This window comes from Microbulbifer mixtoriginis (SeqCode) (assembly GCF_052467515.1).
This window is the reverse complement of record NZ_CP174314.1, coordinates 4150877-4173556: the sequence shown is the minus strand read 5'-3', so window position 1 is coordinate 4173556 and position 22680 is coordinate 4150877. Positions and strand designations below refer to the sequence as shown.

The following is a 22680-nucleotide window of genomic DNA, read 5'->3' as shown; positions in this document are numbered from 1 at the left end:
GCGACAGAATTTGCTGGGTTGCCGTCAGCCTCGACACTGTAATGGTTCTTTTCACGCAGTAAAGCCCGTCACGATTCCACTCCGAGCAAGGTCTAACTCCCTTCCCTGGACTATCTTGCAGATTGGCGGTGAAGCCAGCCTATGAAAGGGAAAGTAAATCCATGTTGGATCACATCAGAATACCGGTCGAAGATTTTACCTGCTCCCGTGAGTTTTATCGCCAGGCCCTGGCGTGTTTGGGGTATGAATTGGTGATGGAGTTTGATAATTCAGCTGGTTTTGGCTGGGCGGATAAGCCGGAATTTTGGATTCGCGGCGAGGAAGTCAGCAGCTCTCAGCTACATATTGCCTTTCGGGCCGAGGAACGTGAGGTGGTGCGTGATTTCTATCGAGCCGCATTGGCAGCGGGTGGTACCGATAATGGTGTACCGGATATCTATGAAGAGTATCACCCGGATTACTACGCAGCCTATGTATTAGACCCGGATGGCAACAATCTTGAGGTGGTTTGTCATTTGCCCGGCGATTTGCAGGAATAATTCAGGTAGTTGCTTAGCTAATAAAATAGAGACTTTATTATGGATGATGCTGTCCGCGCCAAGTACCTACCTATTGCACTGGTAGTCGTAGGTCTGATCTTTATATTTGCTATTTATCCGATGATGATGTGGGTTTGGCCATCTGGGTGGGGGTGGACCCCACGACAGCCGGAATATGAGCAGATGATTATGGGGATCTATGCAACTTTGGGTGTTTTTCTTATTCGCGCGGCAAAAGATCCCGCAGCCAATGCCAGCTTAATTTGGTTTACCGTTTGGTCCAGCCTGGTGCATGCCACCATTATGCTGTTTCAGGCATTGTACGATCGCACTGAGCGAGCGAATTTGTTGGGAGATATTCCTGCGCTTTTTTTGGTGGCAATTGTGCTTTGGTATCTGATGCCAAAGCGTCACTTTAAAAAAAGTGATAAAACTTGAGGGGGAATTTTATAGTCAGTGCAGCTTATTAATCCCAACTATAAGAACGATAATAAGGTCTAATTTCCCACTAAATATACTCGCTTATAAGCTCTGTCCCTGTAATAGAAACAATTTTAGGGACGGACTTGCCGATGAAATATCTTCCTTTATTTGCATTAACTATCGGCCTGATAGGCGGTGCCAATGCTGAGACATTAACTCGCGATAATGGCGCACCGATAGGTGACAATCAGAACTCACAAACTGCGGGAGAAAATGGTGGAAATTTACTGCAGGATGTGCACCTGATCCAGAAATTACAACGCTTTGCCCGCGAGCGTATTCCAGAGCGGGTTGTACATGCGCGCGGCACAGGAGTACACGGTGAATTTGTCGCTACAAAGGATATTGGTGACCTGACCCGAGCGGTGGTATTTGAGCCCGGTAGTAAGACACCAGTCTTCGTACGCTTCTCAACCGTAATTCATTCCAAAGGCTCGCCGGAAACTCTGCGTGATCCCCGTGGCTTCGCCACCAAGTTTTATACCGATGAGGGCAACTGGGATCTCGTAGGCAATAATCTGCCGGTATTTTTTATTCGCGATGCGATTAAATTTCCGGATATGGTGCATTCCCTGAAACCCTCTCCGGTAACTAATCAGCAGGATCCAAATCGCTTTTTCGATTTCTTTAGCCATGTACCAGAAGCCACCCATATGCTCAGCTGGGTTTATTCTGACTACGGCACCCCGGCAAACTTGCGTCAAATGGATGGTTGGGGTGTGCACGCCTATAAACTTATCAATGATAAGGGCGAAGTACATTATGTGAAATTCCACTGGAAAACCCGCCAGGGTATTAAAAACCTAAGTGCGGAGGAAGCGGCGGAAATCCAGTCGAAAGATTTCAGTCATGCGACGCGAGATATGTACGCGGCCATTGAGAAAGGAGACTACCCCCAGTGGGATTTGTATATCAAGGTACTGAAACCTTCTCAGCTTGATGGCTTTAATTACAACCCACTCGACGCGACTAAAATGTGGCTGGATGTGGAGGAAACCAAAGTCGGCACCATGACGCTCAACCGTGTGCCCACTAATTTTTTCCAGGAAACTGAGCAAGCCGCATTTGCGCCAGCCAATATTGTGCCCGGCATTGAACCGTCTGAAGACCGTCTGCTGCAGGGCCGTGTTTTCTCCTACTCCGATACTCAAATGTATCGCTTGGGAGCGAATCATCAGCAGCTGCCGATCAATCGTCCCCGCGCAGTAGTGAATAACTGGAACCAAGATGGAGCCGCAAATTACGGGCAGCAGACTTCCGATGTGAACTATCAGCCGAGCCGTATTGATGCCCGCAGCGAAGATCCCAAAGGCCTGTACAGCAATAAGCTGCTCACTGGCAGTACCCAGCAAAAGGCGATTGAGAAGAAACTGCCATTTGCCCAGGCCGGTGTTTTCTATCGCAGCTTGAGCTTGAAAGAGCGTCAGAACCTGATCGAAAACCTAGCCGGTGATCTGGGTAAGGTGCGCGATGACAACACCAAACACATTATGCTGAGCTATTTCTACCACGCCGATAAAGACTATGGCCAGCGCCTGACCAAAGTGGTTGGTGGCAACCTGAGCCGAGTGAAAGAACTGGCCCAGTAATATTGACCCATTGGTGGGCGGCAGTTGCCGCCCACTAAAATGTTTAGGTGAACTCATGAGATCAATTCTTTTTGCAATCGTCTTTCTCGCTCAGGGGCTAACTCTAATGGCTCAGGCAGTGGAGCCGGAAAAAAATGACTCTGACTTTACCGAACTCTCCCAGTATTTTTTTGCCGCTGCCAGGATTGGTGATACCGAGGTGCTGCGTGAATTCTCGCAAGCCGGATTTCCCCTAAATACCCGCAATTCAAAAGGCTATACGGCACTGATGATTGCCACCTATAACGGCCGCAGGGAAGCTGTGGATTATTTGTTGCAAAGGGGGGCGGATGCCTGTGCACAGGATCGTCGCGGCAATACTGCGTTGATGGCGGCAATTTTTCGTGGTGAGTTTGCCTTGGCAAGAACCCTGTTAAAGCAGGACTGTGATTCGCAACAGGTCAATAGGGCCGGCCATTCGGCAGAGGATTTTGCCGAGCTCTTTGGTCGTGACCAAATGGTTCAGCTATTGCAGCAACAGCGGTCAAGTGGCGGTTAGTCACTGCAATTCAGGGAGTGGTTCTGGTTAGTGCTATTGCACGCCACTTCCCCTTCTGCAGCCTCTTTGGGTGTCGCTAAAGCTGCGGGGCTATTCTGTGTTTGTCCCCGCCCCCGCGAGCGCGTTAGCATAGCCAACCGATATTCAGTTGGTACCCGCTATGACCCAGAGCCACCATCCCTATGAAGCCCTTACGCCGGACGTGGTGATTGACTGTGTCGAGAGCACCGGGCTGATTTCCGATGCGCGTATTTTCCCCTTAAACAGTTATGAAAACCGGGTCTACCAAGTGGGCATTGAGGGTGCGGAGCCATTGATCGCCAAATTTTACCGCCCCGGCCGCTGGAGTGATGAGCAGATTCAGGAAGAGCATCGTTTCACCCTGGAATTGGCCGAAGCGGAGATTCCGGTGGTGGCGCCGATGCAGTTTGATGGGCATACCCTGCTGGAGTCGGCAGGCTTTCGCTTTGCCTTGTTTCCCCGCCGCGGGGGGCGCCAGCTGGAGCTGGATAATTTCGATCATCTGGAGCAGGTGGGCACTATGCTCGGGCGTATCCACGCAGTGGGTGGCGCCAAGCCCTTTATTCATCGCCCGACTCTGACTCTAAAGCACTTTGCCATTGATAGCCGAGAATTTATCCTGGATGGTGATTTTTTACCGAGGGAAAACCGTGAGGCCTACTCCTCGGTAACCGGGCATATTATTGAACAGGTCGCCCCGTTGTTTGAGCGTGACTGGGACTTACTGCGTCTGCACGGTGACTGTCACAGTGGTAACTTCCTGTGGCGCGATGAGACTCCCTGGTTTGTGGATCTGGATGACTGCCTGATGGGCCCGGCCATCCAGGATATCTGGATGCTGATCTCTGGCAATCGCGCCGAGCAAACCGCCTACCTTGATGCGGTACTCGAAGGTTATGAAACCTTCTATAGTTTTGATCCTCAGCAGTTGCAGCTGGTGGAACCATTGCGCTGTTTGCGCCAGATGCACCACGCTGCCTGGCTGGCGCGCCGCTGGCAGGATCCGGCTTTTCCCCAGGCATTTCCCTGGTTTAACACGCCTCGTTATTGGGCGGAACATATACTGGCACTGCGCGAGCAGCAATCGGCACTACTGGAGCCACCTCTGACACTGGGAGCGGTTTGATATGGAAGAGTCCACTGTGAATGCCTCATGCACCGAGACAAACTCGGATTTACTATGGGAGCGAATTCGCATCGAAGTGGCACAGCAGGTCGAACGCGAACCGATCCTGGCCAGTTTTCTGCACGCCACTATTCTCAATCACAGCTCCTTGGAGGCGGCCCTCAGCTTTCACCTGGCTAACAAGTTGGACAATGCCGTGGCGCCGGCACTGCTGATCCGCGAGGTGATCGATGAAGCCCTGGCGGCCGACCCGGAAATAGGTCGTGCGGCGCGCGCGGATCTGAATGCCACTTACCTACGGGACTCCGCATGCAATTCCATGCACGAGCCCTTCCTCTACTTCAAAGGGTTTCACGCCCTGCAGGTGCACCGGGTGGCGCACTGGTTGTGGAGGCAGCAGCGGCGTTCGCTGGCCATGTTTTTACAACACCGGGTCTCGGTGGTGTTCAGTGTGGATATTCACCCTGCGGCAAAAGTGGGGGAGGGTATCCTGTTGGACCACGCTACCGGTATTGTGATTGGTGAGACTGCGATAGTGGAGGACAATGTTTCTATCATGCAGTCAGTAACCCTGGGGGGGACCGGCAAGGAGAGTGGCGACCGCCATCCCAAGATTCGCTGTGGGGTTCTGATTGGCGCCGGCAGCAAGGTACTGGGCAATATCGAAGTGGGCGAATGCGCCCAGGTGGCCTCTGGCAGTGTGGTCTTAAAGCCGGTACCGGCAAAAACCCTGGTGGCCGGTGTGCCGGCCAAAGTGGTGGGGCCGGCGACTTGTGCCCAGCCGGCAATGTCTATGGATCAGTGCGCGCTTTCGCAAGTGGAAAAGTAGTGATCGCAACCCCGCCTTGTGCGGGGTTTTTCGTTCTTTAGGGAGTTGGATAAACGGAACTATCCTTGTACCCATGAAATATAGTCTCAGCGCCAAAAACCTTGTCTGCCGCAATCTAGAGGCTCACGCCAGTTATTGTGCGGCTCTGCTCAATCCCAATCACACCAAAGAGATCACCGGTATTGTGCGCAGTGATACTGGTCTTTTATCGGGCCATCTCAACCAGGCGGTTTCCAATACAGTGATGCAGCCACGTATACTGCAGCGCTTTGCGCTGGACTATTTTGCCGAGCGCCACAGCGCATTTACCTTGTGGCACAGCGCCTCCAAGCCGCTCGATGACGAGGCTCTGGCGCAGCTGGGATTACAGCGCAAGCAATCGCAGGTGGCGATGGCCGCAGAAATTGAACGCCTGGCAGTGCAGGGGGCCGCACAGAAAGTGGATGGGTTGGTGCTGTCCCCGGTAAAAAAAGAGGCTCTGCCCGAATATGCAGAAGTACAGGCGGCGGAGTGCGGCAGTGCCCTGGAAGCCGCGGAGCTAAAAAAATTTTACACGGCACTGGCGGAGATTCCCGAACAGCGCCGAGCGCGGCTCAGGTTCTTTTTGGCACGGTTGCAGGGTACTCCGGTGGCGGCGGGCTGCCTGTTTGCCTCCGCCGATGCTCTGGGACTCTACGATCTGGTGACTCTGCAAGACTACCGAGGGCAGGGGATTGGTCGGGCTCTGTTTCACTATCTGCTGGAGCAGGCTCAGAGCAGTCATCACCGCAGTCTAGTGGCGCTGGTACCTGCGGAACGTCAGCAGTTGCCATTGGATTGCGGCTTTTTTGCTGTGGGCGAGGTGGCGCGCTATGTTTACACGCCTTGAGGGGGCTGATCAGCTTGCTGTTCTATAGAGTCTGACGAGGGTCAAGCGCGTTCAATAGGAAAGGCGATCACCTCTTCGATGGTTTTGTAACCACCGGCCAACATCAATAAACGATCCACACCAAGTGACACACCGGCACACTCCGGCATCCCCGCCCGCAATGCCTCCACTAATCGCTCCTCATAGGGATAGAGATTGAGGCCGCGCTTTTGGCGATAGGCATGGTCCGCTTGGAAACGGCGCAGCTGTTCCGCACCATCGGTCAATTCCCAATAACCGTTGGCTAGCTCCAATCCGCCCACATAGGCTTCGAAGCGCCTTGCCACTGGGGTGCCACTTTCGTCGGGAAGCACCTTGGCAAGCGCCGCTTGGTCTGCGGGGAAGTCGTACAGCAGCGTAATACCCTCACCCATGGTGGGCTCCAGGCGATGGCTCATCAGCAAGTCCAGACATTCGCTGCGATCAGCGGGGCTGAAGGCCAGGTCCATCTCCTGCTCGACACAGCGGTGTAAGTCACTATCGCTGGCGTTATGGGGGTCCAGCTGTAATTCGCGCTGGAACAACTCCCGATAGCTGAGTAACTGCACTTGTTGGATTTCTAGTACTTTGCTCAGTAGATCGGCCACTTCGTCCATCAGGCGTCGATCATCCCAGCCGCAGCGATACCACTCCAACATGGTGAATTCCGGGTTGTGGCGGCTGCCTGCTTCACCTTGGCGAAACGCCTTGCCCAGGTAGTAGCAGTCGCCGAAACCGGCGGCCAGCAAGCGCTTCAGCCCAAACTCTGGACTGGTGGCCAGGTAGGCGTTGTCACCACCGCATTGGGTGGGAATGGAATCGATATGCGGGTCGCTGGTAGCGCGGCGTGAAAGCACTGGCACTTCGGTTTCCAGCACCTTGCGCACAGTAAAAAATTGACGAATTTCAGCCAGTAACGCGGCGCGATGGCGCAGGGCTTCAATGGTGGCGCTAGGACGCCAGAGGTTAAAGGTCATGGGATTGGCTCAGGCGGCGGACGGCCGGTGGCCGCCCGCGAGAGGTGGGAAATTAATCTTCTTTGGCGCGGCCCAGGTATTCACCGGTGCGGGTATCTACTTTGATGGTCTCGCCGATTTCCAGGAACAACGGCACTTTAACCACAGCGCCGGTAGCCAGGGTAGCCGGCTTGGTGCCGCCCTGGGCGGTATCGCCGCGCAGGCCGGGATCGGTGTCAGTGATTTCCAGAATGACGTGGTTGGGCGGAGTGACTGCCAGCGGAGAACCGTTGTACAGGGTTACAGTGCAGATATCCTGCTCTTTCAGCCATTTGGATGCGTCGCCCACTGCGTCGGTGCTGGCCTGGTGCTGTTCGAAGGTTTCGGGCTCCATAAAGTGGAAGAACTCTCCATCGTTGTAGAGGTATTCCATCTCGCGGTCCATAACATCTGCGCCTTCCAAGCTTTCGCCGGAGCGGAAGGTGCGCTCCCAAACTCGGCCGGTTTTCAGGTTGCGCAGTTTAACGCGGTTGAATGCCTGGCCCTTGCCAGGTTTGACGAACTCGTTTTCTACAATCGAGCAGGGATCGCCGTCGAGCATTACCTTGAGGCCGCCCTTGAATTCGTTGGTAGAGTAATTAGCCATAGCAATTAGAGCCCTTATAAGTCATGTATCTCTATGATTTTTAACGAGTTTTCCCCTCACAAAAGCCCGGCCGCGGCCCGCTCCAGCCCTGGGAATCCCGTGCGCTCCCGCCAAAAATGGTAGCTGCAGGCGACTCGTTAGGCCGCGGCGCAGAGACTTTACCTGCGGCCCTGAAATGTTGGGGCGAGATTATACAGGAGGGCGGCGGCTTGAACGACTCCGTGCGGCGATTTGAAGAGTTGTTATGGCCGCTTGTACAGATCTTGTCTGGAGCTGCTTGCGAGCCCGCAGGTTTGGGCCCGCGGACTGAAAAAAGTAGCGGTGGCTGTGTATTAGCCAAGCGGATTATCGCTGCTTTTGTCGATATCCCGCAGCAGGCGTCTGGCATAGTAAGCGAAGGTAGCCTGACTGCGTTTTTCCTGCAGGATCCAGTCGTGGGCTTCGCGGCCGAGTTCCGGTTTTATATCCTGAATGGTGCCAGAGGACTCCGCCAGCATTTGCAACTGGGCGGCGCGCTCGCACTGGAGGGCCATGGAGCAGGCTTCCTCGACGGAGCGGCAGGCAATGATCAGGCCGTGGTGAGCGAGCAGAATAGCGCGCTTGTCATCGATCGCTTCAGCAATCAACTCGCCCTCGCTGTTGCCCACCGGCACGCCTGGCCACTCCTTGAGGAAGGCGATGTCGTCGTACAGCATGCAGGCGTCCATGTGGGAAATTTTCAGTGGGCGCTCCAGCATGGACAGTGCAGAGATATGAATTGGATGGCTGTGCACTATGCACTTAACATCCGGACGTGCACGGTAAATCCAAGTATGGAAGCGGTTGGCAGGGTTGGCCATGCCGTCGCCGGAAAGGACTTCGAGATCTTCATTCACTTCCAGCAAATTGGACGCGGTAATTTCATCAAAACCCAGGCCCAGGCGCTGGGTGTAATAATTTCCTGGTGTTTCTGCTCGGGCGGTGATCTGTCCGGCCAGACCGGAGTCGTGTCCGTGGGCAAAAAGAATACGGCAGGTGAGCGCAAGTTTTTCACGCAGAGTCCAATCGGGCACGCCCAGATGCTGCTTCATGGATTTGCTGGCGCGCTCAATCAGCTCGCTTTTATTCATTGATAGTGTTTCAGCCATTTTTAACTCCAATATTTACGGCACAGAATGTTCACCGGTTGCCGTACGCGGTGGAACTCTGGGAAAGTGCCGTTCAATCTTTTTAATTTTTTGCAGCAAGCACAGTGATTTCACTGTGGTAAAAACATCCCTGTATTGTGCCCAGCCACAATACATGGCCGGGCAAACACGGCTTAGGCGGGGATCGCTTGGGGCTGACTCTGTTTCGAGGTGCGGTAGGCAGTTTCGATAGAATCGAAGAATTGTTGGCGGGCCTGCACCAGACGGCGTCCCGCATCGAGCATGACATCAAGCTGGGAGGCATCTTTACTGCCGATATCGACCATAATATCGCGGATGGTTTCAGCATGGCCGTCGTCGCATTCGATATGCAGCAGAAAGAAAGTTAACTGTTCGTCTGCCACGCCGCGGGCGCGGAAGCCGGCTACGATATCGCTATAAAGGTCCGGTACCAGTGCCTCTGCGCCCAGGCATAGTGCGCCCAGTCCCGAGCTGGCACGCAGGTCGCGGCAGTGTTGGAACATAGTGTCGATCAGGTGCTGGGTGCCCGGCAGAATTTCTGCATTTTCCAAGCTCAGACCAAAATGCTCGAGAGTCTCGCGGTAAATCTCAGCGTGGGGCTTGGGGCTGTCGGGTTCCAAACCCAGTTCTTCCATCAGGTTTTCAGCCAGCTTATGTACTTCTTGATTACTGGGGAGGTTGGCCATCATCGCACACAGGTAACGTACGAAGTAGCTGCTGTAAATTCCCTGTTGGACCAGGAAAATTTTCAGCTCTTCCATGGTTATAGAGCCATCGCGGCAGCGCTTGAGGAATGGGTGAGCACGAGTTTGCTCAATCAGTAAATCTTTATTTGCCTCAAGTAACTCAAGCTGCATTTCCATCGAATTATTCCTTTATGTAATTCCATTTTTATTGGACGAGGAAGATGTCCGGTTTATTTTTTTATTGAAATTCGAGTGCACTGAATTCAAGAAAGACAAGGTTGTTATCGCTTTGTCTTTGGTTAAATTAACACCGTATTAACCCTGTTGTGAATGGGGGAATTGTGAAGATTTTCCTAAGGAAATTTGTATGAGTAGTAATATTTTTATGCTGGTAGTTATTTTTTTGTTAGTAACAACTTTTATTGATTCGGAGTGATTTTTTACTTTAGTGGTAGTGAAGTCGTTACTTCGCTTGCAGCGCAGGCTGTGCGCCTATATTGAAAGGGCGATATTGAGATTTTCTAATCTCAAGGCCAGTGTGGCGTTTATTTTTTTGTCGATTTTTTTTCGTTGTTTATGTGACAAAGTTGAATAATTGTGAGAGAAAAAATATTTGGCATAGGCTTGGTTTACACTCCTTGTTACTGAAATTCAGGGTGTGGACCTGACTGAACCCGATATTAATTGGCTTTAAAACCATTGTGACTGTGTGGTTTTATTGGTTTTGGATCGGTAACTTTGATCGACAGTTTTCCGCCTTTTGGGTACCGCTATCAGGCTTGGTAGGCCGAATACCTGGAGCGTCTGTGCTGGGAGCAGCTTCTGGTACAATGGCTTCTTTAGTGTTGCTCCCTTCCGTGCGTATTCCTATGGTGAAATCCCCAGCCGTCGACAGCGAAATGATCGACATCTCCGAAGCCCGCCGCTGGCAGGATGAACTTTCAGACCTGATCACTGATCCCGAAGAGTTGATCCGGTTGCTGCAGCTTGACCCGGCGCAGATGCCTTGGGCGCAACGGGCCAATAACAAGTTTGCCTTGCGGGTACCGCGCCCGTTTCTCCGCCGTATACGCCCTGCCGACCCAAATGATCCGCTGTTGTTGCAGGTTTTGCCCGGCGCTGCAGAGTTGGAAGTAGTAGCGGGTTATAGTGCAGACCCGCTAAAAGAAGCTGAGGCGAATCCACTGCCGGGGGTGGTACATAAATATCACGGTCGCCTGCTGTTTATTACAGCGGGACAGTGCGCGGTAAATTGTCGTTACTGCTTTCGCCGGGAATTTCCCTATGGCGATAATCATTTGAATCGCAAACAGTGGTCTGCAGCGCTTGATTATGTGCGCGCACACACAGAGTTGCGCGAGGTGATTTTGAGCGGTGGTGATCCACTGGTATTGAATGATCGCCAACTCGGTTGGCTCGCCGGTGAGCTGGCACAGATCCCCCATCTAAATAAATTGCGCGTGCACAGTCGTGTACCCATTGTGGCGCCGAGCCGCATTACTGATGAGATGCTGTCCTGGTTCAGCCAGTCGCGCCTGAAGCCAGTGCTGGTTTTGCACTGTAATCACGCTAACGAAATTGATGCTGAGGTGCGTGGGGCCCTGCTCAGGTTACGCGAAGCGGGAGTGACTCTGTTAAATCAAGCGGTGCTGCTGCGCGGCGTCAATGATAGCTGCGAAGCCCTGGAGGCCCTCAGCGAAACTCTGTTTGATGCGAGTGTGTTGCCCTATTACCTACATCAGTTGGACAGGGTCAACGGTGCGGCCCACTTCGAAGTGAGTGATAGCGTGGCAGTGGAAATCGTTGAGCAATTGCGCCGGCGCCTACCGGGTTATTTGGTGCCGAAGCTGGTGCGAGAAGTGCCGGGTGTCGCTTCCAAGTCGCCAATAGAGGCTTGCGTCAAACCTTCTAAAGTCGATTAATAAAAATCCTGAGGGGCAGAGGATAGAAAAATGGCGTCAAATTGATCTGTGCTAAATACACGGCAGGGCCTATCTATATAGTGGCTGCCAATCAATTGCGCAGCACAGCCCGCGGGCCAGAAAAGCAGCTGCTGGCCTGCTCAGTGATTACTTATTCGCAAAAAAAATACTCTCGGGCTTGTTTTTGGTAGGAAGAATAGTGTGACTTGAATCACGCGTACCACCCAGATGTGCTCTTGTATGCCACCACAGGGGCCCCCTAAACTACCGCATGGGGTTGCGGTGCGCTACCCTGAATAAATAGAGCAAATAATGAATAGCAACGACACTATCCGACTCCTTCTGATTCACGATATGCCTTCAGAGGCACAGCGCCTGGTGAGCATGTTGCACAATGCAGGTAGGCCCAATCGTGCCCAGCATGTCGCTAATGAAGCGGTTTTTACCCGCTTGCTGCAAGATAAAACCTGGGACCTAGTGATTGCCTCAGAAGGTAGTACTCAGGTTCCTCCAGCAGTAACTCTACGCACTATCAGTAAACTGCAAAAAGATATTCCGGTGATTCTGCTGAGTGAGCGCAGTGGCTCTCAGCCGGTGGTTGAAGGGCTGAAACTGGGCGCCAGGGACGTGGTGACGGTGGATGAAGATCAACACCTATTGTTGGTGATCCAGCGCGAGATGTCGGCTCTCGAAAACCGCCGCCAGGCGCGGCTACACGACCGTCGATATCACGCCACACTCAAGCGGGCTAAAGAATTACTCGACAGCTCCAAAGATGCCATAGCCTATGTCTCCGACGGCCTACTGGTATATGCCAACGATTCCTTTGCCGAGCGTTTCGGCTATGAAACTGGTGAGGATATCGAATACCAACCGCTGATCGATATGTTGGCGGAAAATGAGCAGGAGGGCGCACGGGAATTTCTCAAGCGCTGCGCTATCGACAACAATGAAGTTGAAGCCAAGGAGTGGCAGTTTACTGCCAGAACTGTGAGCGGCGATCCACTGCCCACCCGTGCAGAGGTACTCAGTACGACTTACGAGGATGAGCGCTGTTTGCAAGTGCGCATTGCCAGTCGTCGCGGCGATACTGAACAGCTGGAAGCCCAGCTCAGCGATATTAAAAATCGGGACCCTCTCACTGGCCTATATAACCGCCAGCATTTTTTGCAGCTACTGGACTCCACCATCAAGGCTTCGGCGGATTCACATCGCACCGGTGGCTTAATGTTTATTCAGGTGGATCGCTTTGCTGAGGAGGTGCAAAAAGTTGTGGGTGTGGCTGGTGCCGACGCACTGCAGAAAGCCATGGCAGAATTATTACAGGGCTGCCAGCGCAGCGGTGATACCCTAGCACGTTACAGTGATGACAGTTTCTGCCTGCTGAGCTCCGATACCACGCCGGATAGTATCGAGCTGCGCGCTAAAGACATACTCAAGCGAATTGCTGACACCATTTTCGATGCTGCCGGCAAGACCCAGCAGGTGACCGCCTCGATTGGGATTTCATTACTGAGCGAGGCTTCCAGTGGCTCCCAGCAAGTGCTGGAGCAGGCACAAACGGCCCATAAACAGGCCCTCGGCGAAGACGCTCAGGGCGGTGCTTTTGCCCTTTATGAGCCGGATACCGAAAACAGTGCCGATGCCGGTACCTATCACCGTGCCCGAGTGGTGCAGGCGCTGGAAGCGGGCAACCTCAAGCTACTGTACCAGCCGATCCTGAGTCTGCAGGGCACCGGCGAGCAGATGTACGAGGTATTAGTACGTATGCTTGATGAAAAAGAGGAACTGGCGCCGCTGGCTTTTCTGCAGGAACTGGGTGATGCGGGGCTGTCGGCAAAGATGGATCGCTGGGTGATCCTTACCGCGATCAAGGCCGCGGCCGCCGCCAGGGCCGAGGGCAAGGAGGTGTCGCTGTTGTTGCACCTCACTACCGCTTCACTACTCGACAACAGCCTGCCGGCCTGGCTGGGGGTGGCCTTCAAGGCCGCCAAGTTGATACCCGCCTCGGTGGTTTTTCAGTTGCGCCAGGAGGATATCACCAGCAATTTACACGCTGCGCGGGACTTCACGACCCAGGTACAGCAGATCGGCTGTCGTGTTTCAGTCTGTCACTTCGGTACCGGCCTGAATCCGTTTAAGGCGCTGGAGCATGTGAAGGTGGATATCGCCAAGATCGACCCGTCATTTGTGCGCGAAGTGCAGGACGAGGGCGAGAGTAGCGACACCCTTGCAGGGTTGGTACAGCGCCTGGGTGAGGCGAATACCAAGGTGATCGTGCCCCATATCGAGCAGGCCAGCATGTTGCCCACTCTTTGGCAAACCGGCACTGACTATATCCAGGGCTACTATGTGCAGGCTCCGGCAGATGAGATGAATTTCGACTTTAGCCTGGATTGATCCGGCTCTTAATTGGCGAGAGAAAACCGCGCGACTCGATGGGCCGCGCGGTTTTTTTATGCCGCTTAAACCTGATAGCGGCTGCGCAGGGCAGCAATGGCGTTGCGCGCCAGAGTGGCATAGCCTGGAGCCGGTGCAGGCACTTCAGCGGGAGCACTACTCTCACTCCAGGCTCTTTGTATGTGGTTGGCGCCGGCCTTTTGCTTATAGATTCGCGCCAGGTTGGTGTTGTAACTCTTACTGGTGACAGTATCCACATGGTACCAGTGGGCTTTGGTGCGAGAGTGGGATACATCCATCAGCAGGTAGCCGCGCTGGGTTACGTCAACCCACTTCAGATGAGGAATCAGTCCATCCATGGCGATGGCGGCTACATCAGTTAAATGGGACTTGTCCAGGAAGCTGGAGGTCACTCCCGGGGTGACAAACTCGCCGCCCAGGGCACCGCGGCCGGTTAGGCGGCCGTACTCGAGAATATTGAATGGATTGCTGGCCAGGTCCCAGGCCCAGGAGCTGTGGATATCTCCGGTGAGCACGACAAAATTATCGATATTGTGGTTGCTGATGTGATTGAACAGGCGCTCGCGGGAGGCGGTGTAACCATCCCATTGGTCCATATTGATCGACAGATCTTTGGCCAGAGTCAGTTGCGCCATCATCACTTGCTGCCCCAGTACCCGCCAGCGCACACCGTCCGCTTGGGATTGCGTCAGGCCGCTGTGCAACCATTGCTCCTGTTGTGCGCCGAGGATACTGCGATCGGGATTATCGGCGGTCTTCTGGTCGAACCAATTGGCCTGCTCGTCACGCGCGGCAATTCGCGTATCCAGCATCATCAAATCCATCAGGTTGCCAAAGCGGAAGCTGCGGTAAATGGCCTTGTCACCAAATAAATCGAGGATGCCGTTATCGCGGATTGGCATCCATTCAAAGTAGGCCTGGTTTGCCACAGAGCGGCGCACCGCCCAGTCGCCTTCGCCGTCTTGGGGGTTGTGGTTCTCCGCACCACCGGCCCAGGCATTGTTAGTAGTTTCGTGGTCGTCCCATACGCAAATAAACGGGTGCTGGCGGTGGACTTCCTGTAGATCGAGGTCTGAGCGATATTGTGCGTAGCGCTGGCGATAGTCCTGAATATCCACCATTTCCTTGGCGGGAATTGGCTCGCGTCCGAGGCCGCTACCGGTGCCAAAACCACCGGGACCATATTCATAGATGTAGTCTCCCAGGTGCAGTACCACATCCAGATCTGCGCGCAGGGCGATCTCGCGATACACATTGAAATAGCCCATCGGGTAATTGGAGCAGCTGGTAACGGCGAAGCGCAGGCGCTCCACATGACCGGTGGGCAGGGTGCGGGTGCGGCCGATCGGTGAATCGATACCGTTGGAGTAGAAACGATAGTAGTAACTAGTGCCTGCCTGTAGTCCTGAGGCGTCCACCTTGATGGTGTAATCCACTGCTGGGCCGGTGAGACCACTGCCGCTGTTAACCACCATGGCCATTTCCGGGTCCAGTGCGATCTGCCAGCTATAGGGCACCATGGACTGGAAGGCGGGATCATCGGAGGGGGTGATCCTGGTCCAGAGAATAACGCGATCTGCTAGGGGATCTCCGCTGGCTACGCCGTGTTGGAATGGCTGCAGGCCAGCACCATAGGCTTTCAGCAGTGGCAGCGATGCCAGGCCGGCGCCGGAAAATTGTAGAAACCGCCTCCGGGATAGTGACATGGGACTCTCCTTTATGTGCTTGTTTTAGAGGGCCCGCAGTCTGAATAGGGAAAGTGAAGGCTTTGTTAATTGATGGGGGGATTTTTGTGTTGTAGGTGCGGATTAGTCGGCAAATTCGTCCGCCAACCGATAAGTTGAGACATATGTCTATTTTTATTGCCCCTGAGAGCACGATCGCCGCTGGCGAGACTCTGTACACCTTCATTGTGACCGGTATCCAGCAGCGGTCTTTCCCGCTGTCGTTCCGCAAGCGCTTACTCTCGGGTATCCTGTGGCGCAAATTGAAAAGCTGAACCCAGGGAGTAGACCCATGTTGCCCCGTTTACTATGCACCAGCCTGATCGTCGGCGGCCTCGCCGTAGCCTCAGGTTGTTCCAAGAATGAACCGACCAAGGTCGAAGCTGACAGCGCCGATACGTCGGTAAAAGCGGCTGCGGTGATCGAGAAGAAAAGCGTTGCAGAAAAGGCGCCGCAATCCGGTGTGGATTATCACTCCTTCGCCAATAGCAATGACTACCAGGTGCAGCACCTGGATCTGGACCTGACTGTCGACTTCTCCCGCAAGGTACTCGAGGGCGAAGCCAAGTTGGACTTCAAACGCCTCAACGATAAGAACCTGCCGATGGTGCTCGATACCCGCGAGCTGGAGGTGGTTTCTGTATCGGCTAATGGCGCGCCGGTGAAGTTCTCCATGGGTGAGAAAGACAGCCACCTGGGCACTCCGCTGAATATCGAGCTGCCGGAAGATGCCGACAGCATTACTATCCGCTACCGCACAGTGCCGGGCGCCTCTGGCGTGCAGTGGCTGGAACCGCAGCAGACCGCGGGCAAGAAGCATCCGTTCCTGTTTACCCAGGCCCAGGCGATTCACGCGCGCAGCTTTATCCCGCTGCAGGATTCCCCGAAAGTTCGTATCACCTACAACGCTACCGTTCGCACCCCGAAAGAACTGCGTGCAGTAATGAGTGCGAACAACGATCCGCAGGCGGCCAAAGATGGCGTTTACGAATTTGAAATGCCCCAGCGCATTCCCTCTTACCTGATTGCCCTGGCAGTAGGCGACCTGCAGTTTAAGCCCATGGGTGAGCGCACCGGTGTCTACGCCGAGCCTTCCATGCTGGAATCTGCAGCGGCGGAGTTTGCCGATACCGAATCCATGCTGGAAGTGACCGAAAAGGCGTATGGCCCCTACCACTGGGACCGCTACGATCTGCTGATTCTGCCGCCCAGCTTCCCCTTCGGCGGTATGGAAAACCCGCGCCTGAGCTTTATCACTCCGACGGTGATCGCCGGCGATAAGAGCCTGGTAGCCCTGATTGCCCACGAATTGGCCCACTCCTGGTCCGGCAACCTGGTGACCAATGCCAGCTGGCGCGACCTTTGGCTGAATGAAGGCTTCACCACCTACCTGACCAACCGCATCATGCAGTTCGTCTACGGCGATGAGCGCTATCAGATGGAAATGGCCCTGGGTTATGACGACCTGCAGGCGGACCTGGCCGATAAAGAGCCCCGCGATGAAATTATGGCGATCGACCTGCGCGGCCGTGATCCCGATGAAGTCTTCTCCAATATTCCTTACGAGAAAGGTTCCCTGTTCCTGTATGAGCTGGAGCAGAAAGTGGGCCGCGAAGCTTTCGACCGCTTCCTGATGGAGTACTTCAACCACTTCTCCTTCCAGAGTATTACCACCGAGGATTTCGTTAAGTACCTCGACAAGACCTTGTTGGTTGAGCACGCTGACAAGCTGGATCGAGAGCGCATTCACCAGTGGATTTTCGAGCCGGGTATTCCTGAAGGTGCGCCGCACCCGCAGTCCGATGCCTTCAGCAAGTTGGACCCAGTGCGTCAGCAGTGGTTGGACGGCAAATTGGTAGCGAAGGATATCGACACCAAGGGCTGGACCTTCCACCAGTGGAAGTACTTCCTCGACGGTATGCCGGAAAAGTTGACTGAAACGCAATTGAAGGAACTGGACAGCGCCTTTGGCCTGACCCAATCCCGCAATAACGAAGTGGCCTTTAGCTGGCTGATGATTGCCGTGCGCAACGACTACGAGCCGGCATTCAATCGCCTGGAAAACTTCCTCACCAGCATCGGCCGCAACAAGTTCCTGCGCCCGCTATACCGCAATATGGTTGAAACCGGCAAACAGGATGTGGCAGCGCGTATTTTTGAACGCGCCAAGGAGGGGTATCACCCGCTGACGGTAAAAGTGAACAGCCTGGTAATCTACGGTAAAAAAGAAGGTTAGCTCTGTCTTCAACACTTGTGCGATTTTGGTGCTGTGCACCAGAATCGCCACTCTCCATACTGGTTGTTGCCAGCGCAACACTGGCCACCTACGAGCTTTCCCTAGCTTTATCTGCCCGTTTTTCCTCTTGCCAAGATTAACTCAATGAATCTGCTAAAGCTGGTTTCGGGTTGGATTTGGCTGGCGCGCAATGCTAAAAAAGGCCTGTGTAATCGGTTGTGTAGCAAAGCTGAACAAACTGGTACAAAAGAAAGAATTTTACGTCAATTTTCTGGCATAAAAATCATTAAACTGCTGTTCAAAACGGAACCCATTGCGTACCCTGCTGCTCGAATAAAAATCCATTTAGGCAAAGGGAGGTACCTATGTACAGGCGGATTTTAATATTGGCTTTTCTCAGCCTTTTGGCAGCAGGCTGCGAGTATGAACCCAGTGCCTGCTCGGATAACACTAAGCCGCGCTCATTCCCCTTCCCACACGCGGTGATATAAACCTTTTTGGGACACCTTTAAGAAGGCTGTCCCAATTCGGCAATTTGCTGGTCGTTGAGACCGAACAGGTAAAGCGCCGCATCTAATCCAAATAGAGTGATAGCTTGCGGTGCCTCCCTGCGGACTTTGGGTTTCGGATGTATGGCGATACCCAGGGCACCCAGGTTCAACATGGGGATATCGTTTGCCCCATCCCCAACGGCAACCACTTTTTCTAGCGGCACTCCCATCTCCTTTGCAGTTTCCCCCAGCAATAACCGCTTGCGCATTCCGTCCACGATAGGCTCTATCACTTCACCGGTGAGCGCGCCTTCGGCAAACTCCAGTTCATTGGCGTATATCAGGTCAACAGCCAGGCGTTCCCTTTGTAGGAAATTGGCGAAGTAGGTAAAACCACCGGACAAAATGATCGTTTTGCAGCCGAGTTTGCGCAGGCAGTGCAACAGGTTTTGGGCTCCATCTTTTAGTGGCAGTTGCCTGGCGATTTCTGCCAGGCGCTGTTCGGAAAAACCTTTTAGCAACGCCATACGCTTTTTGAAACTATCGCGAAAATCCAATTCGCCGCGCATGGCGGCCGCAGTGATGGCCGCCACCTGGTCGCCGATTCCGGTAATCTTGGCTAGCTCGTCGATCACCTCTGCATCGATCAGAGTGGAATCCATATCGAAGCCAGCCAGTGCCGGTACTCTCTGACTGGTGCCCTCCTGCAAGACCAGATCGGCTCCGATTGCTTCGGCCAGTTGTAGGCAGGCAAAACGTGCCGGGGAAAACTCCAGTTCAGCGCTGAACTGAAAGCGGATGACCGTGCACTCGTGCCGGTGGGCTAGGGTGTCGATGACATCGATATACCAGTGTTGTTCAGCACAAAAATCCAGCAGGCGCTGCAGTTGTGACAGGGTGGCTGCTGGGCTTAGGAAGGTCAGGCACCAGGGCGATTGCACGTCTGATGGTATCGCGCTGGGTAAATTCAATTGGCAACTGGCGGCGTTCGAAAAGGGGGCTGTATTGTCGTATTCCAACCCCAGCAGTGCATGGCCGCCGCTATAGGTGAGGTAGCGCACAGAACAGTCGAAGTGTGACTGGGTAATTTGTGCCAGGGGCAGATGAAATTCTTGTGCTTTAGTCTCGACGCCCATAGCGAAGGTCCCCAATTTATTCAATAAGCGACGCATTATAGCTCTAGCGGGAATCTTCGTTAAAATCAGCGCCGCAGGTTGGGCCCGCTTGTTTATTACAAATTAAAAAATCCCGTGTGGAACTATTTTGTTGCGGGATCGACCAACGGCACAGGAAATTACACTGCGTATTATTCGCGCTTTGTGAGGATAAAATTGCGCCAGGGCCCTTGGCCGTGGAGAGTTCCAAAAACGCAAGGTAATAAAAAACAAGGCAAGGTATTAAAGCCGTATTTATGTCTGTATCGATGATTTCCCTTCTGCGCAGGTTGCCAGAGCAGTTTGCGCGTTTATCTAAACGTACCCGCCAGCGTCTGCTGGCTGCGATGATCTGGCTGATACTGGCGCTGTTCTGCAGTGTGGCTCTCGGTCATTACTATGCGCAGCGCCATGCCGATGCGGTGGAGAGAGACCGAGTCTCTGCGCAGGTTGCGGCCAGTTTTCTCGCCGGGCAGAGCCTGGAGCGTATTGTTGCCGATGATCGTATCAGTATGCAGCTGTTGGCCAGGCAGCTGCTGGAATTGCCCGCTATCAGCGGTGTTGCTGTTGAGGATGTGGAATCCAATAGCCTGGCGGAAGTTGGTGATCTGAAGAGTGGCGAGACCATCAGTGTGCCAGTAGTGCTGCATGACAGTATCGCTGGCAATGTTACCGTAGCCCTGATTCCTGGTGCAGACGTCAGCTTTCCCTGGGCCAGCTTATTGCTGACGCTGGTATTTGCCCTGCCATTTAGTGCAGTGGCGGCACTGATGACAGGGGGGTTTTCCGCGCAGCGCAGTTTGCCAGCGGAAGAGCCTCTTTCCTCTGCGGATCTTCCCGAGCAAAAGCAAGACTCTATAGGCCTCTACCTGCGGCCATTGAATTGGGCTCAGTTGACCAATCAATTGAGTCGCAGTGCGCTCGAAGGAATTCAGCGGGAATTGGATGGGCGTATGCAGTTGCTGCGTCGGATCTACGGTGCCCATCCATTGAGTTGTGCAGGGCCGCAAGTTGGTTTGGGGTTTTCTGGCGCTGATTCGGCGTTTCGTGCGGTCTGCTGTGGCCTGTTGCTGCGGGAGATGCAGAGTGTCAGCCGCGCTACCGGTTTGAAGTTGGCCCTGGCGGTAGCGCCCTGTGAGCCAAGCACGCCAGATTTTTCTGCTGAACAGCTACTAAACCAATCGCGTGGTTTGTTTTTACATCCTGAATTGCTGGAGGATAGCTCTCTGGCTGGGCGTATTGAGCACCATGGTGCTGGCTGGGCTCTGGAAATCACAGGCCTTACACCTTCCTATCAAAAGTTGCTCGACAATCAGTTGCAACAGCTGCTGGGCGTCTGATCCCTCCCTTCCGATTACTTCGATGGGTTAATGACTGAATAGCCCCTCGCAGTTATTTTTGGCGTTTGCTTTACGTTTACGTCAACGTAAACTCTTGTTAGGCTCTGTTGCGTCTCGAGGAAGTACTTATGAAAGCCAAAGCCAGCATCGTAGAGCCCCAGAGTTACAGTATTTCGGAGCTGGCGCGGGAGTTTGAGATAACCACCCGCGCCATCCGTTTCTATGAGGACAAGGGCCTGCTCAAACCGGAGCGGCATGGTCAGACCCGTGTCTACAGCCCCGAAGAACGTGTACGGCTGAAGCTGATTTTGCGCGGCAAGCGCCTGGGTTTTTCCCTCGATGAGAGCCGCGAGATTATCGATATGTACGACCCCGCTCATGGCAATGTAGAGCAGTTACAGCGCCTGCTGGAGCGTATAGCGCAGAAGCGGGCACAGTTGCAGCAGCAGTTGCGGGATATTGAGAGCCTGATGGGGGAACTTGGTGAAGCCGAAGCCCGTGCACAAGCGGCTTTGGTAAAGAGCCGCAACGAGGAAAGCCCCTAGTTCACCGGTTAAAAATTTCGACAGGCGCCTGCGAAAGCCTGTGACCCGCAGAGGTTTAGCGTGTCACCCGATGTATCGAGTGGTTGCAGGTGCCGTCAGTTTAAAAGACTTATTTAATAATTATTGGAGTCACTATGAACACCTCCTACCCAACCTTGAATTTCGGTCTCGGTGAAGACATCGATATGCTCCGCGACATGGTTTACAAGTTCTGCCAGGCGGAGCTGGCCCCGCGCGCGGCGCAGATCGATGAAGACAACCTGTTCCCCGCGGACATGTGGAAAAAATTCGGTGAGCTGGGCCTTCTGGGTATGACCGTGGAAGAGGAGTTCGGCGGTTCCAATATGGGTTACCTGGCACATGCTGTGGCCATGGAAGAAATTTCCCGCGCCTCCGCTTCTGTGGGCTTGTCCTACGGTGCCCACTCCAACCTGTGTGTAAACCAGATTCGCAAAAATGGTACCCGCGAGCAGAAGCTCAAGTACCTGCCCAAGTTGTGTTCCGGTGAACATGTAGGCGCCTTGGCAATGAGCGAACCGAATTCCGGTTCCGACGTAGTGAGCTTGCAACTGCGCGCGGAAAAGCGCGGTGATCACTTTGTTTTGAACGGCAATAAAATGTGGATCACCAACGGCCCCGATGCCGATACCTATGTGATTTACGCGCGCACTGAGCCGGGCATCAGTTCCGGTGGTATCACTGCATTTATCGTTGAGCGCGGTTTTGCCGGTTTCTCACAGGCGCAGAAACTCGACAAGCTGGGTATGCGCGGTTCCAACACCTGTGAGCTGGTGTTCGAAGACTGTGAAGTGCCGGAAGAAAATATTCTCGGTGAGTTGAACGGCGGCGTACGCGTTTTGATGAGCGGCCTCGACTATGAGCGCACCATTCTCTCCGGTGGCCCTGTCGGTATTATGCAGGCCTGCCTGGATGTGGTGGTTCCCTATATCCACGAGCGCAAGCAGTTCGGCAAGGCTATTGGTGAATTCCAGCTGATGCAGGGCAAGATCGCCGATATGTATGCCGACCTGAATGCCAGCCGTGCTTACCTCTACGCCGTGGCGCGTGCCTGTGATCGCGGTGAGGACTCGCGCAAGGACGCCGCCGCAGTAATCCTGTTTACTGCAGAGCGCGCAACCCAGATGGCCCTGCAGGCTATCCAGACTCTGGGCGGCAATGGCTACATCAACGAGTACGCCACCGGTCGCCTGCTGCGCGATGCCAAGCTCTACGAAATCGGCGCGGGCACTTCTGAAGTGCGTCGTATGCTGATTGGTCGCGAGCTGTTTAACGAGACCCGCTAAGGCTGGGCATTTCTTCTCGCTGCCGGCGCCTGTCGGCGGCAGCTGTCTCCACGGACATTACGGCGGTAAGCCGCGCTCCGTGGAGGTCTTTTCTCC

At 54.0% G+C, this 22680-nt stretch carries 21 protein-coding genes; 15 read left to right on the top strand and 6 right to left on the bottom strand.

Annotated elements, in window-relative coordinates; translation table 11 throughout:
• The first annotated feature begins 161 nt into the window (after window positions 1-161).
• The 7 genes from ACJJIT_RS18020 to ACJJIT_RS17990 all read left to right on the top strand — a co-directional run bounded on the left by ACJJIT_RS18020 (window position 162) and on the right by ACJJIT_RS17990 (window position 5993).
• Entirely contained in the window at window positions 162-539 is a 378-nt protein-coding gene (locus ACJJIT_RS18020; protein WP_444899238.1) for a VOC family protein, read from the top strand.
• Window positions 540-578: 39 nt separating this feature from the next.
• Window positions 579-977 (top strand): DUF6632 domain-containing protein, encoded by a 399-nt coding sequence (locus ACJJIT_RS18015; RefSeq protein ID WP_252084265.1) that lies wholly within the window; start codon window positions 579-581, stop codon window positions 975-977.
• A gap of 134 nt (window positions 978-1111) precedes the next feature.
• The gene (locus ACJJIT_RS18010; RefSeq protein ID WP_444899237.1) at window positions 1112-2611 is read left to right on the top strand and encodes a catalase; all 1500 of its coding nucleotides are present in this window, start codon (window positions 1112-1114) and stop codon (window positions 2609-2611) included.
• A gap of 55 nt (window positions 2612-2666) precedes the next feature.
• The gene (locus ACJJIT_RS18005; protein ID WP_444899236.1) at window positions 2667-3149 is read left to right on the top strand and encodes an ankyrin repeat domain-containing protein; all 483 of its coding nucleotides are present in this window, start codon (window positions 2667-2669) and stop codon (window positions 3147-3149) included.
• Between the two features lie 160 nt (window positions 3150-3309).
• The gene (locus ACJJIT_RS18000; RefSeq protein WP_444899235.1) at window positions 3310-4296 is read left to right on the top strand and encodes a serine/threonine protein kinase; all 987 of its coding nucleotides are present in this window, start codon (window positions 3310-3312) and stop codon (window positions 4294-4296) included.
• A gap of 1 nt (window position 4297) precedes the next feature.
• Entirely contained in the window at window positions 4298-5125 is an 828-nt protein-coding gene (gene cysE, locus ACJJIT_RS17995) for a serine O-acetyltransferase (protein WP_252084269.1), read from the top strand.
• Window positions 5126-5198: 73 nt separating this feature from the next.
• Complete coding sequence (locus ACJJIT_RS17990) at window positions 5199-5993, top strand: GNAT family N-acetyltransferase (protein ID WP_444899234.1); 795 nt, start codon at window positions 5199-5201, stop codon at window positions 5991-5993.
• A gap of 41 nt (window positions 5994-6034) precedes the next feature.
• Here the strand turns inward: ACJJIT_RS17990 and epmA are convergent, their stop codons facing one another.
• The 4 genes from epmA to ACJJIT_RS17970 form a co-directional block, all read right to left on the bottom strand.
• The gene (gene epmA / locus ACJJIT_RS17985) at window positions 6035-6988 is read right to left on the bottom strand and encodes an EF-P lysine aminoacylase EpmA (protein ID WP_444899232.1); all 954 of its coding nucleotides are present in this window, start codon (window positions 6986-6988) and stop codon (window positions 6035-6037) included.
• 52 nt (window positions 6989-7040) lie between these two features.
• Window positions 7041-7613, bottom strand: coding sequence for an elongation factor P (gene efp / locus ACJJIT_RS17980; RefSeq protein WP_252084272.1), 573 nt, complete (start codon window positions 7611-7613; stop codon window positions 7041-7043).
• A gap of 332 nt (window positions 7614-7945) precedes the next feature.
• Complete coding sequence (locus tag ACJJIT_RS17975; protein ID WP_444899231.1) at window positions 7946-8740, bottom strand: aldolase; 795 nt, start codon at window positions 8738-8740, stop codon at window positions 7946-7948.
• A 173-nt stretch (window positions 8741-8913) separates the two neighbouring features.
• Entirely contained in the window at window positions 8914-9624 is a 711-nt protein-coding gene (locus tag ACJJIT_RS17970; protein WP_444899230.1) for a TenA family transcriptional regulator, read from the bottom strand.
• 722 nt (window positions 9625-10346) lie between these two features.
• Here ACJJIT_RS17970 and epmB point away from each other — a divergent pair.
• On the top strand, window positions 10347-11369 hold the full coding sequence (gene epmB / locus ACJJIT_RS17965) for an EF-P beta-lysylation protein EpmB (protein WP_444900930.1): 1023 nt from the start codon (window positions 10347-10349) through the stop codon (window positions 11367-11369).
• Window positions 11370-11681: 312 nt separating this feature from the next.
• The gene (locus ACJJIT_RS17960) at window positions 11682-13769 is read left to right on the top strand and encodes an EAL domain-containing protein (protein WP_444883568.1); all 2088 of its coding nucleotides are present in this window, start codon (window positions 11682-11684) and stop codon (window positions 13767-13769) included.
• Window positions 13770-13834: 65 nt separating this feature from the next.
• Here the strand turns inward: ACJJIT_RS17960 and ACJJIT_RS17955 are convergent, their stop codons facing one another.
• Entirely contained in the window at window positions 13835-15496 is a 1662-nt protein-coding gene (locus ACJJIT_RS17955) for an alkaline phosphatase D family protein (RefSeq protein WP_444899229.1), read from the bottom strand.
• Window positions 15497-15639: 143 nt separating this feature from the next.
• Here ACJJIT_RS17955 and ACJJIT_RS17950 point away from each other — a divergent pair, with 143 nt between their 5' ends.
• The 3 genes from ACJJIT_RS17950 to ACJJIT_RS17940 all read left to right on the top strand — a co-directional run bounded on the left by ACJJIT_RS17950 (window position 15640) and on the right by ACJJIT_RS17940 (window position 18134).
• Window positions 15640-15789, top strand: coding sequence for a hypothetical protein (locus ACJJIT_RS17950; protein ID WP_444883570.1), 150 nt, complete (start codon window positions 15640-15642; stop codon window positions 15787-15789).
• A gap of 17 nt (window positions 15790-15806) precedes the next feature.
• Window positions 15807-17750, top strand: coding sequence for a M1 family metallopeptidase (locus ACJJIT_RS17945; RefSeq protein ID WP_444899228.1), 1944 nt, complete (start codon window positions 15807-15809; stop codon window positions 17748-17750).
• 144 nt (window positions 17751-17894) lie between these two features.
• Window positions 17895-18134 (top strand): hypothetical protein, encoded by a 240-nt coding sequence (locus tag ACJJIT_RS17940; protein WP_252084279.1) that lies wholly within the window; start codon window positions 17895-17897, stop codon window positions 18132-18134.
• A 124-nt stretch (window positions 18135-18258) separates the two neighbouring features.
• Here the strand turns inward: ACJJIT_RS17940 and serB are convergent, their stop codons facing one another.
• Window positions 18259-19413: a phosphoserine phosphatase SerB gene (gene serB, locus ACJJIT_RS17935; RefSeq protein ID WP_444899227.1), complete on the bottom strand. Its 1155-nt coding sequence runs from the start codon at window positions 19411-19413 to the stop codon at window positions 18259-18261.
• Between the two features lie 239 nt (window positions 19414-19652).
• On the opposite strand from serB, the gene ACJJIT_RS17930 reads away from it, so the two are divergent.
• From ACJJIT_RS17930 to ACJJIT_RS17920, 3 genes are all read left to right on the top strand, one after another.
• The gene (locus tag ACJJIT_RS17930; RefSeq protein WP_252084281.1) at window positions 19653-20735 is read left to right on the top strand and encodes a hypothetical protein; all 1083 of its coding nucleotides are present in this window, start codon (window positions 19653-19655) and stop codon (window positions 20733-20735) included.
• A 128-nt stretch (window positions 20736-20863) separates the two neighbouring features.
• A complete protein-coding gene (locus tag ACJJIT_RS17925) occupies window positions 20864-21280 on the top strand; it encodes a MerR family transcriptional regulator (RefSeq protein ID WP_444887854.1) in 417 nt (138 codons plus the stop codon).
• Window positions 21281-21414: 134 nt separating this feature from the next.
• Window positions 21415-22584, top strand: coding sequence for an isovaleryl-CoA dehydrogenase (locus tag ACJJIT_RS17920; RefSeq protein WP_444887855.1), 1170 nt, complete (start codon window positions 21415-21417; stop codon window positions 22582-22584).
• Window positions 22585-22680: the final 96 nt, after the last annotated feature.

Excerpts from the sequence above, each read along its gene's own strand:
- ACJJIT_RS18020 (WP_444899238.1), top strand. The coding sequence starts at position 162 with ATGTTGGATCACATCAGAATACCGGTCGAAGATTTTACCTGCTCCCGT.
- ACJJIT_RS18015 (WP_252084265.1), top strand. The coding sequence starts at position 579 with ATGGATGATGCTGTCCGCGCCAAGTACCTACCTATTGCACTGGTAGTC.
- ACJJIT_RS18010 (WP_444899237.1), top strand. The coding sequence starts at position 1,112 with ATGAAATATCTTCCTTTATTTGCATTAACTATCGGCCTGATAGGCGGT.
- ACJJIT_RS18005 (WP_444899236.1), top strand. The coding sequence starts at position 2,667 with ATGAGATCAATTCTTTTTGCAATCGTCTTTCTCGCTCAGGGGCTAACT.
- ACJJIT_RS18000 (WP_444899235.1), top strand. The coding sequence starts at position 3,310 with ATGACCCAGAGCCACCATCCCTATGAAGCCCTTACGCCGGACGTGGTG.
- cysE (WP_252084269.1), top strand. The coding sequence starts at position 4,298 with ATGGAAGAGTCCACTGTGAATGCCTCATGCACCGAGACAAACTCGGAT.
- ACJJIT_RS17990 (WP_444899234.1), top strand. The coding sequence starts at position 5,199 with ATGAAATATAGTCTCAGCGCCAAAAACCTTGTCTGCCGCAATCTAGAG.
- epmA (WP_444899232.1), bottom strand. The coding sequence starts at position 6,988 with ATGACCTTTAACCTCTGGCGTCCTAGCGCCACCATTGAAGCCCTGCGC.
- efp (WP_252084272.1), bottom strand. The coding sequence starts at position 7,613 with ATGGCTAATTACTCTACCAACGAATTCAAGGGCGGCCTCAAGGTAATG.
- ACJJIT_RS17975 (WP_444899231.1), bottom strand. The coding sequence starts at position 8,740 with ATGGCTGAAACACTATCAATGAATAAAAGCGAGCTGATTGAGCGCGCC.
- ACJJIT_RS17970 (WP_444899230.1), bottom strand. The coding sequence starts at position 9,624 with ATGGAAATGCAGCTTGAGTTACTTGAGGCAAATAAAGATTTACTGATT.
- epmB (WP_444900930.1), top strand. The coding sequence starts at position 10,347 with ATGATCGACATCTCCGAAGCCCGCCGCTGGCAGGATGAACTTTCAGAC.
- ACJJIT_RS17960 (WP_444883568.1), top strand. The coding sequence starts at position 11,682 with ATGAATAGCAACGACACTATCCGACTCCTTCTGATTCACGATATGCCT.
- ACJJIT_RS17955 (WP_444899229.1), bottom strand. The coding sequence starts at position 15,496 with ATGTCACTATCCCGGAGGCGGTTTCTACAATTTTCCGGCGCCGGCCTG.
- ACJJIT_RS17950 (WP_444883570.1), top strand. The coding sequence starts at position 15,640 with ATGTCTATTTTTATTGCCCCTGAGAGCACGATCGCCGCTGGCGAGACT.
- ACJJIT_RS17945 (WP_444899228.1), top strand. The coding sequence starts at position 15,807 with ATGTTGCCCCGTTTACTATGCACCAGCCTGATCGTCGGCGGCCTCGCC.
- ACJJIT_RS17940 (WP_252084279.1), top strand. The coding sequence starts at position 17,895 with ATGAATCTGCTAAAGCTGGTTTCGGGTTGGATTTGGCTGGCGCGCAAT.
- serB (WP_444899227.1), bottom strand. The coding sequence starts at position 19,413 with ATGCGTCGCTTATTGAATAAATTGGGGACCTTCGCTATGGGCGTCGAG.
- ACJJIT_RS17930 (WP_252084281.1), top strand. The coding sequence starts at position 19,653 with ATGTCTGTATCGATGATTTCCCTTCTGCGCAGGTTGCCAGAGCAGTTT.
- ACJJIT_RS17925 (WP_444887854.1), top strand. The coding sequence starts at position 20,864 with ATGAAAGCCAAAGCCAGCATCGTAGAGCCCCAGAGTTACAGTATTTCG.
- ACJJIT_RS17920 (WP_444887855.1), top strand. The coding sequence starts at position 21,415 with ATGAACACCTCCTACCCAACCTTGAATTTCGGTCTCGGTGAAGACATC.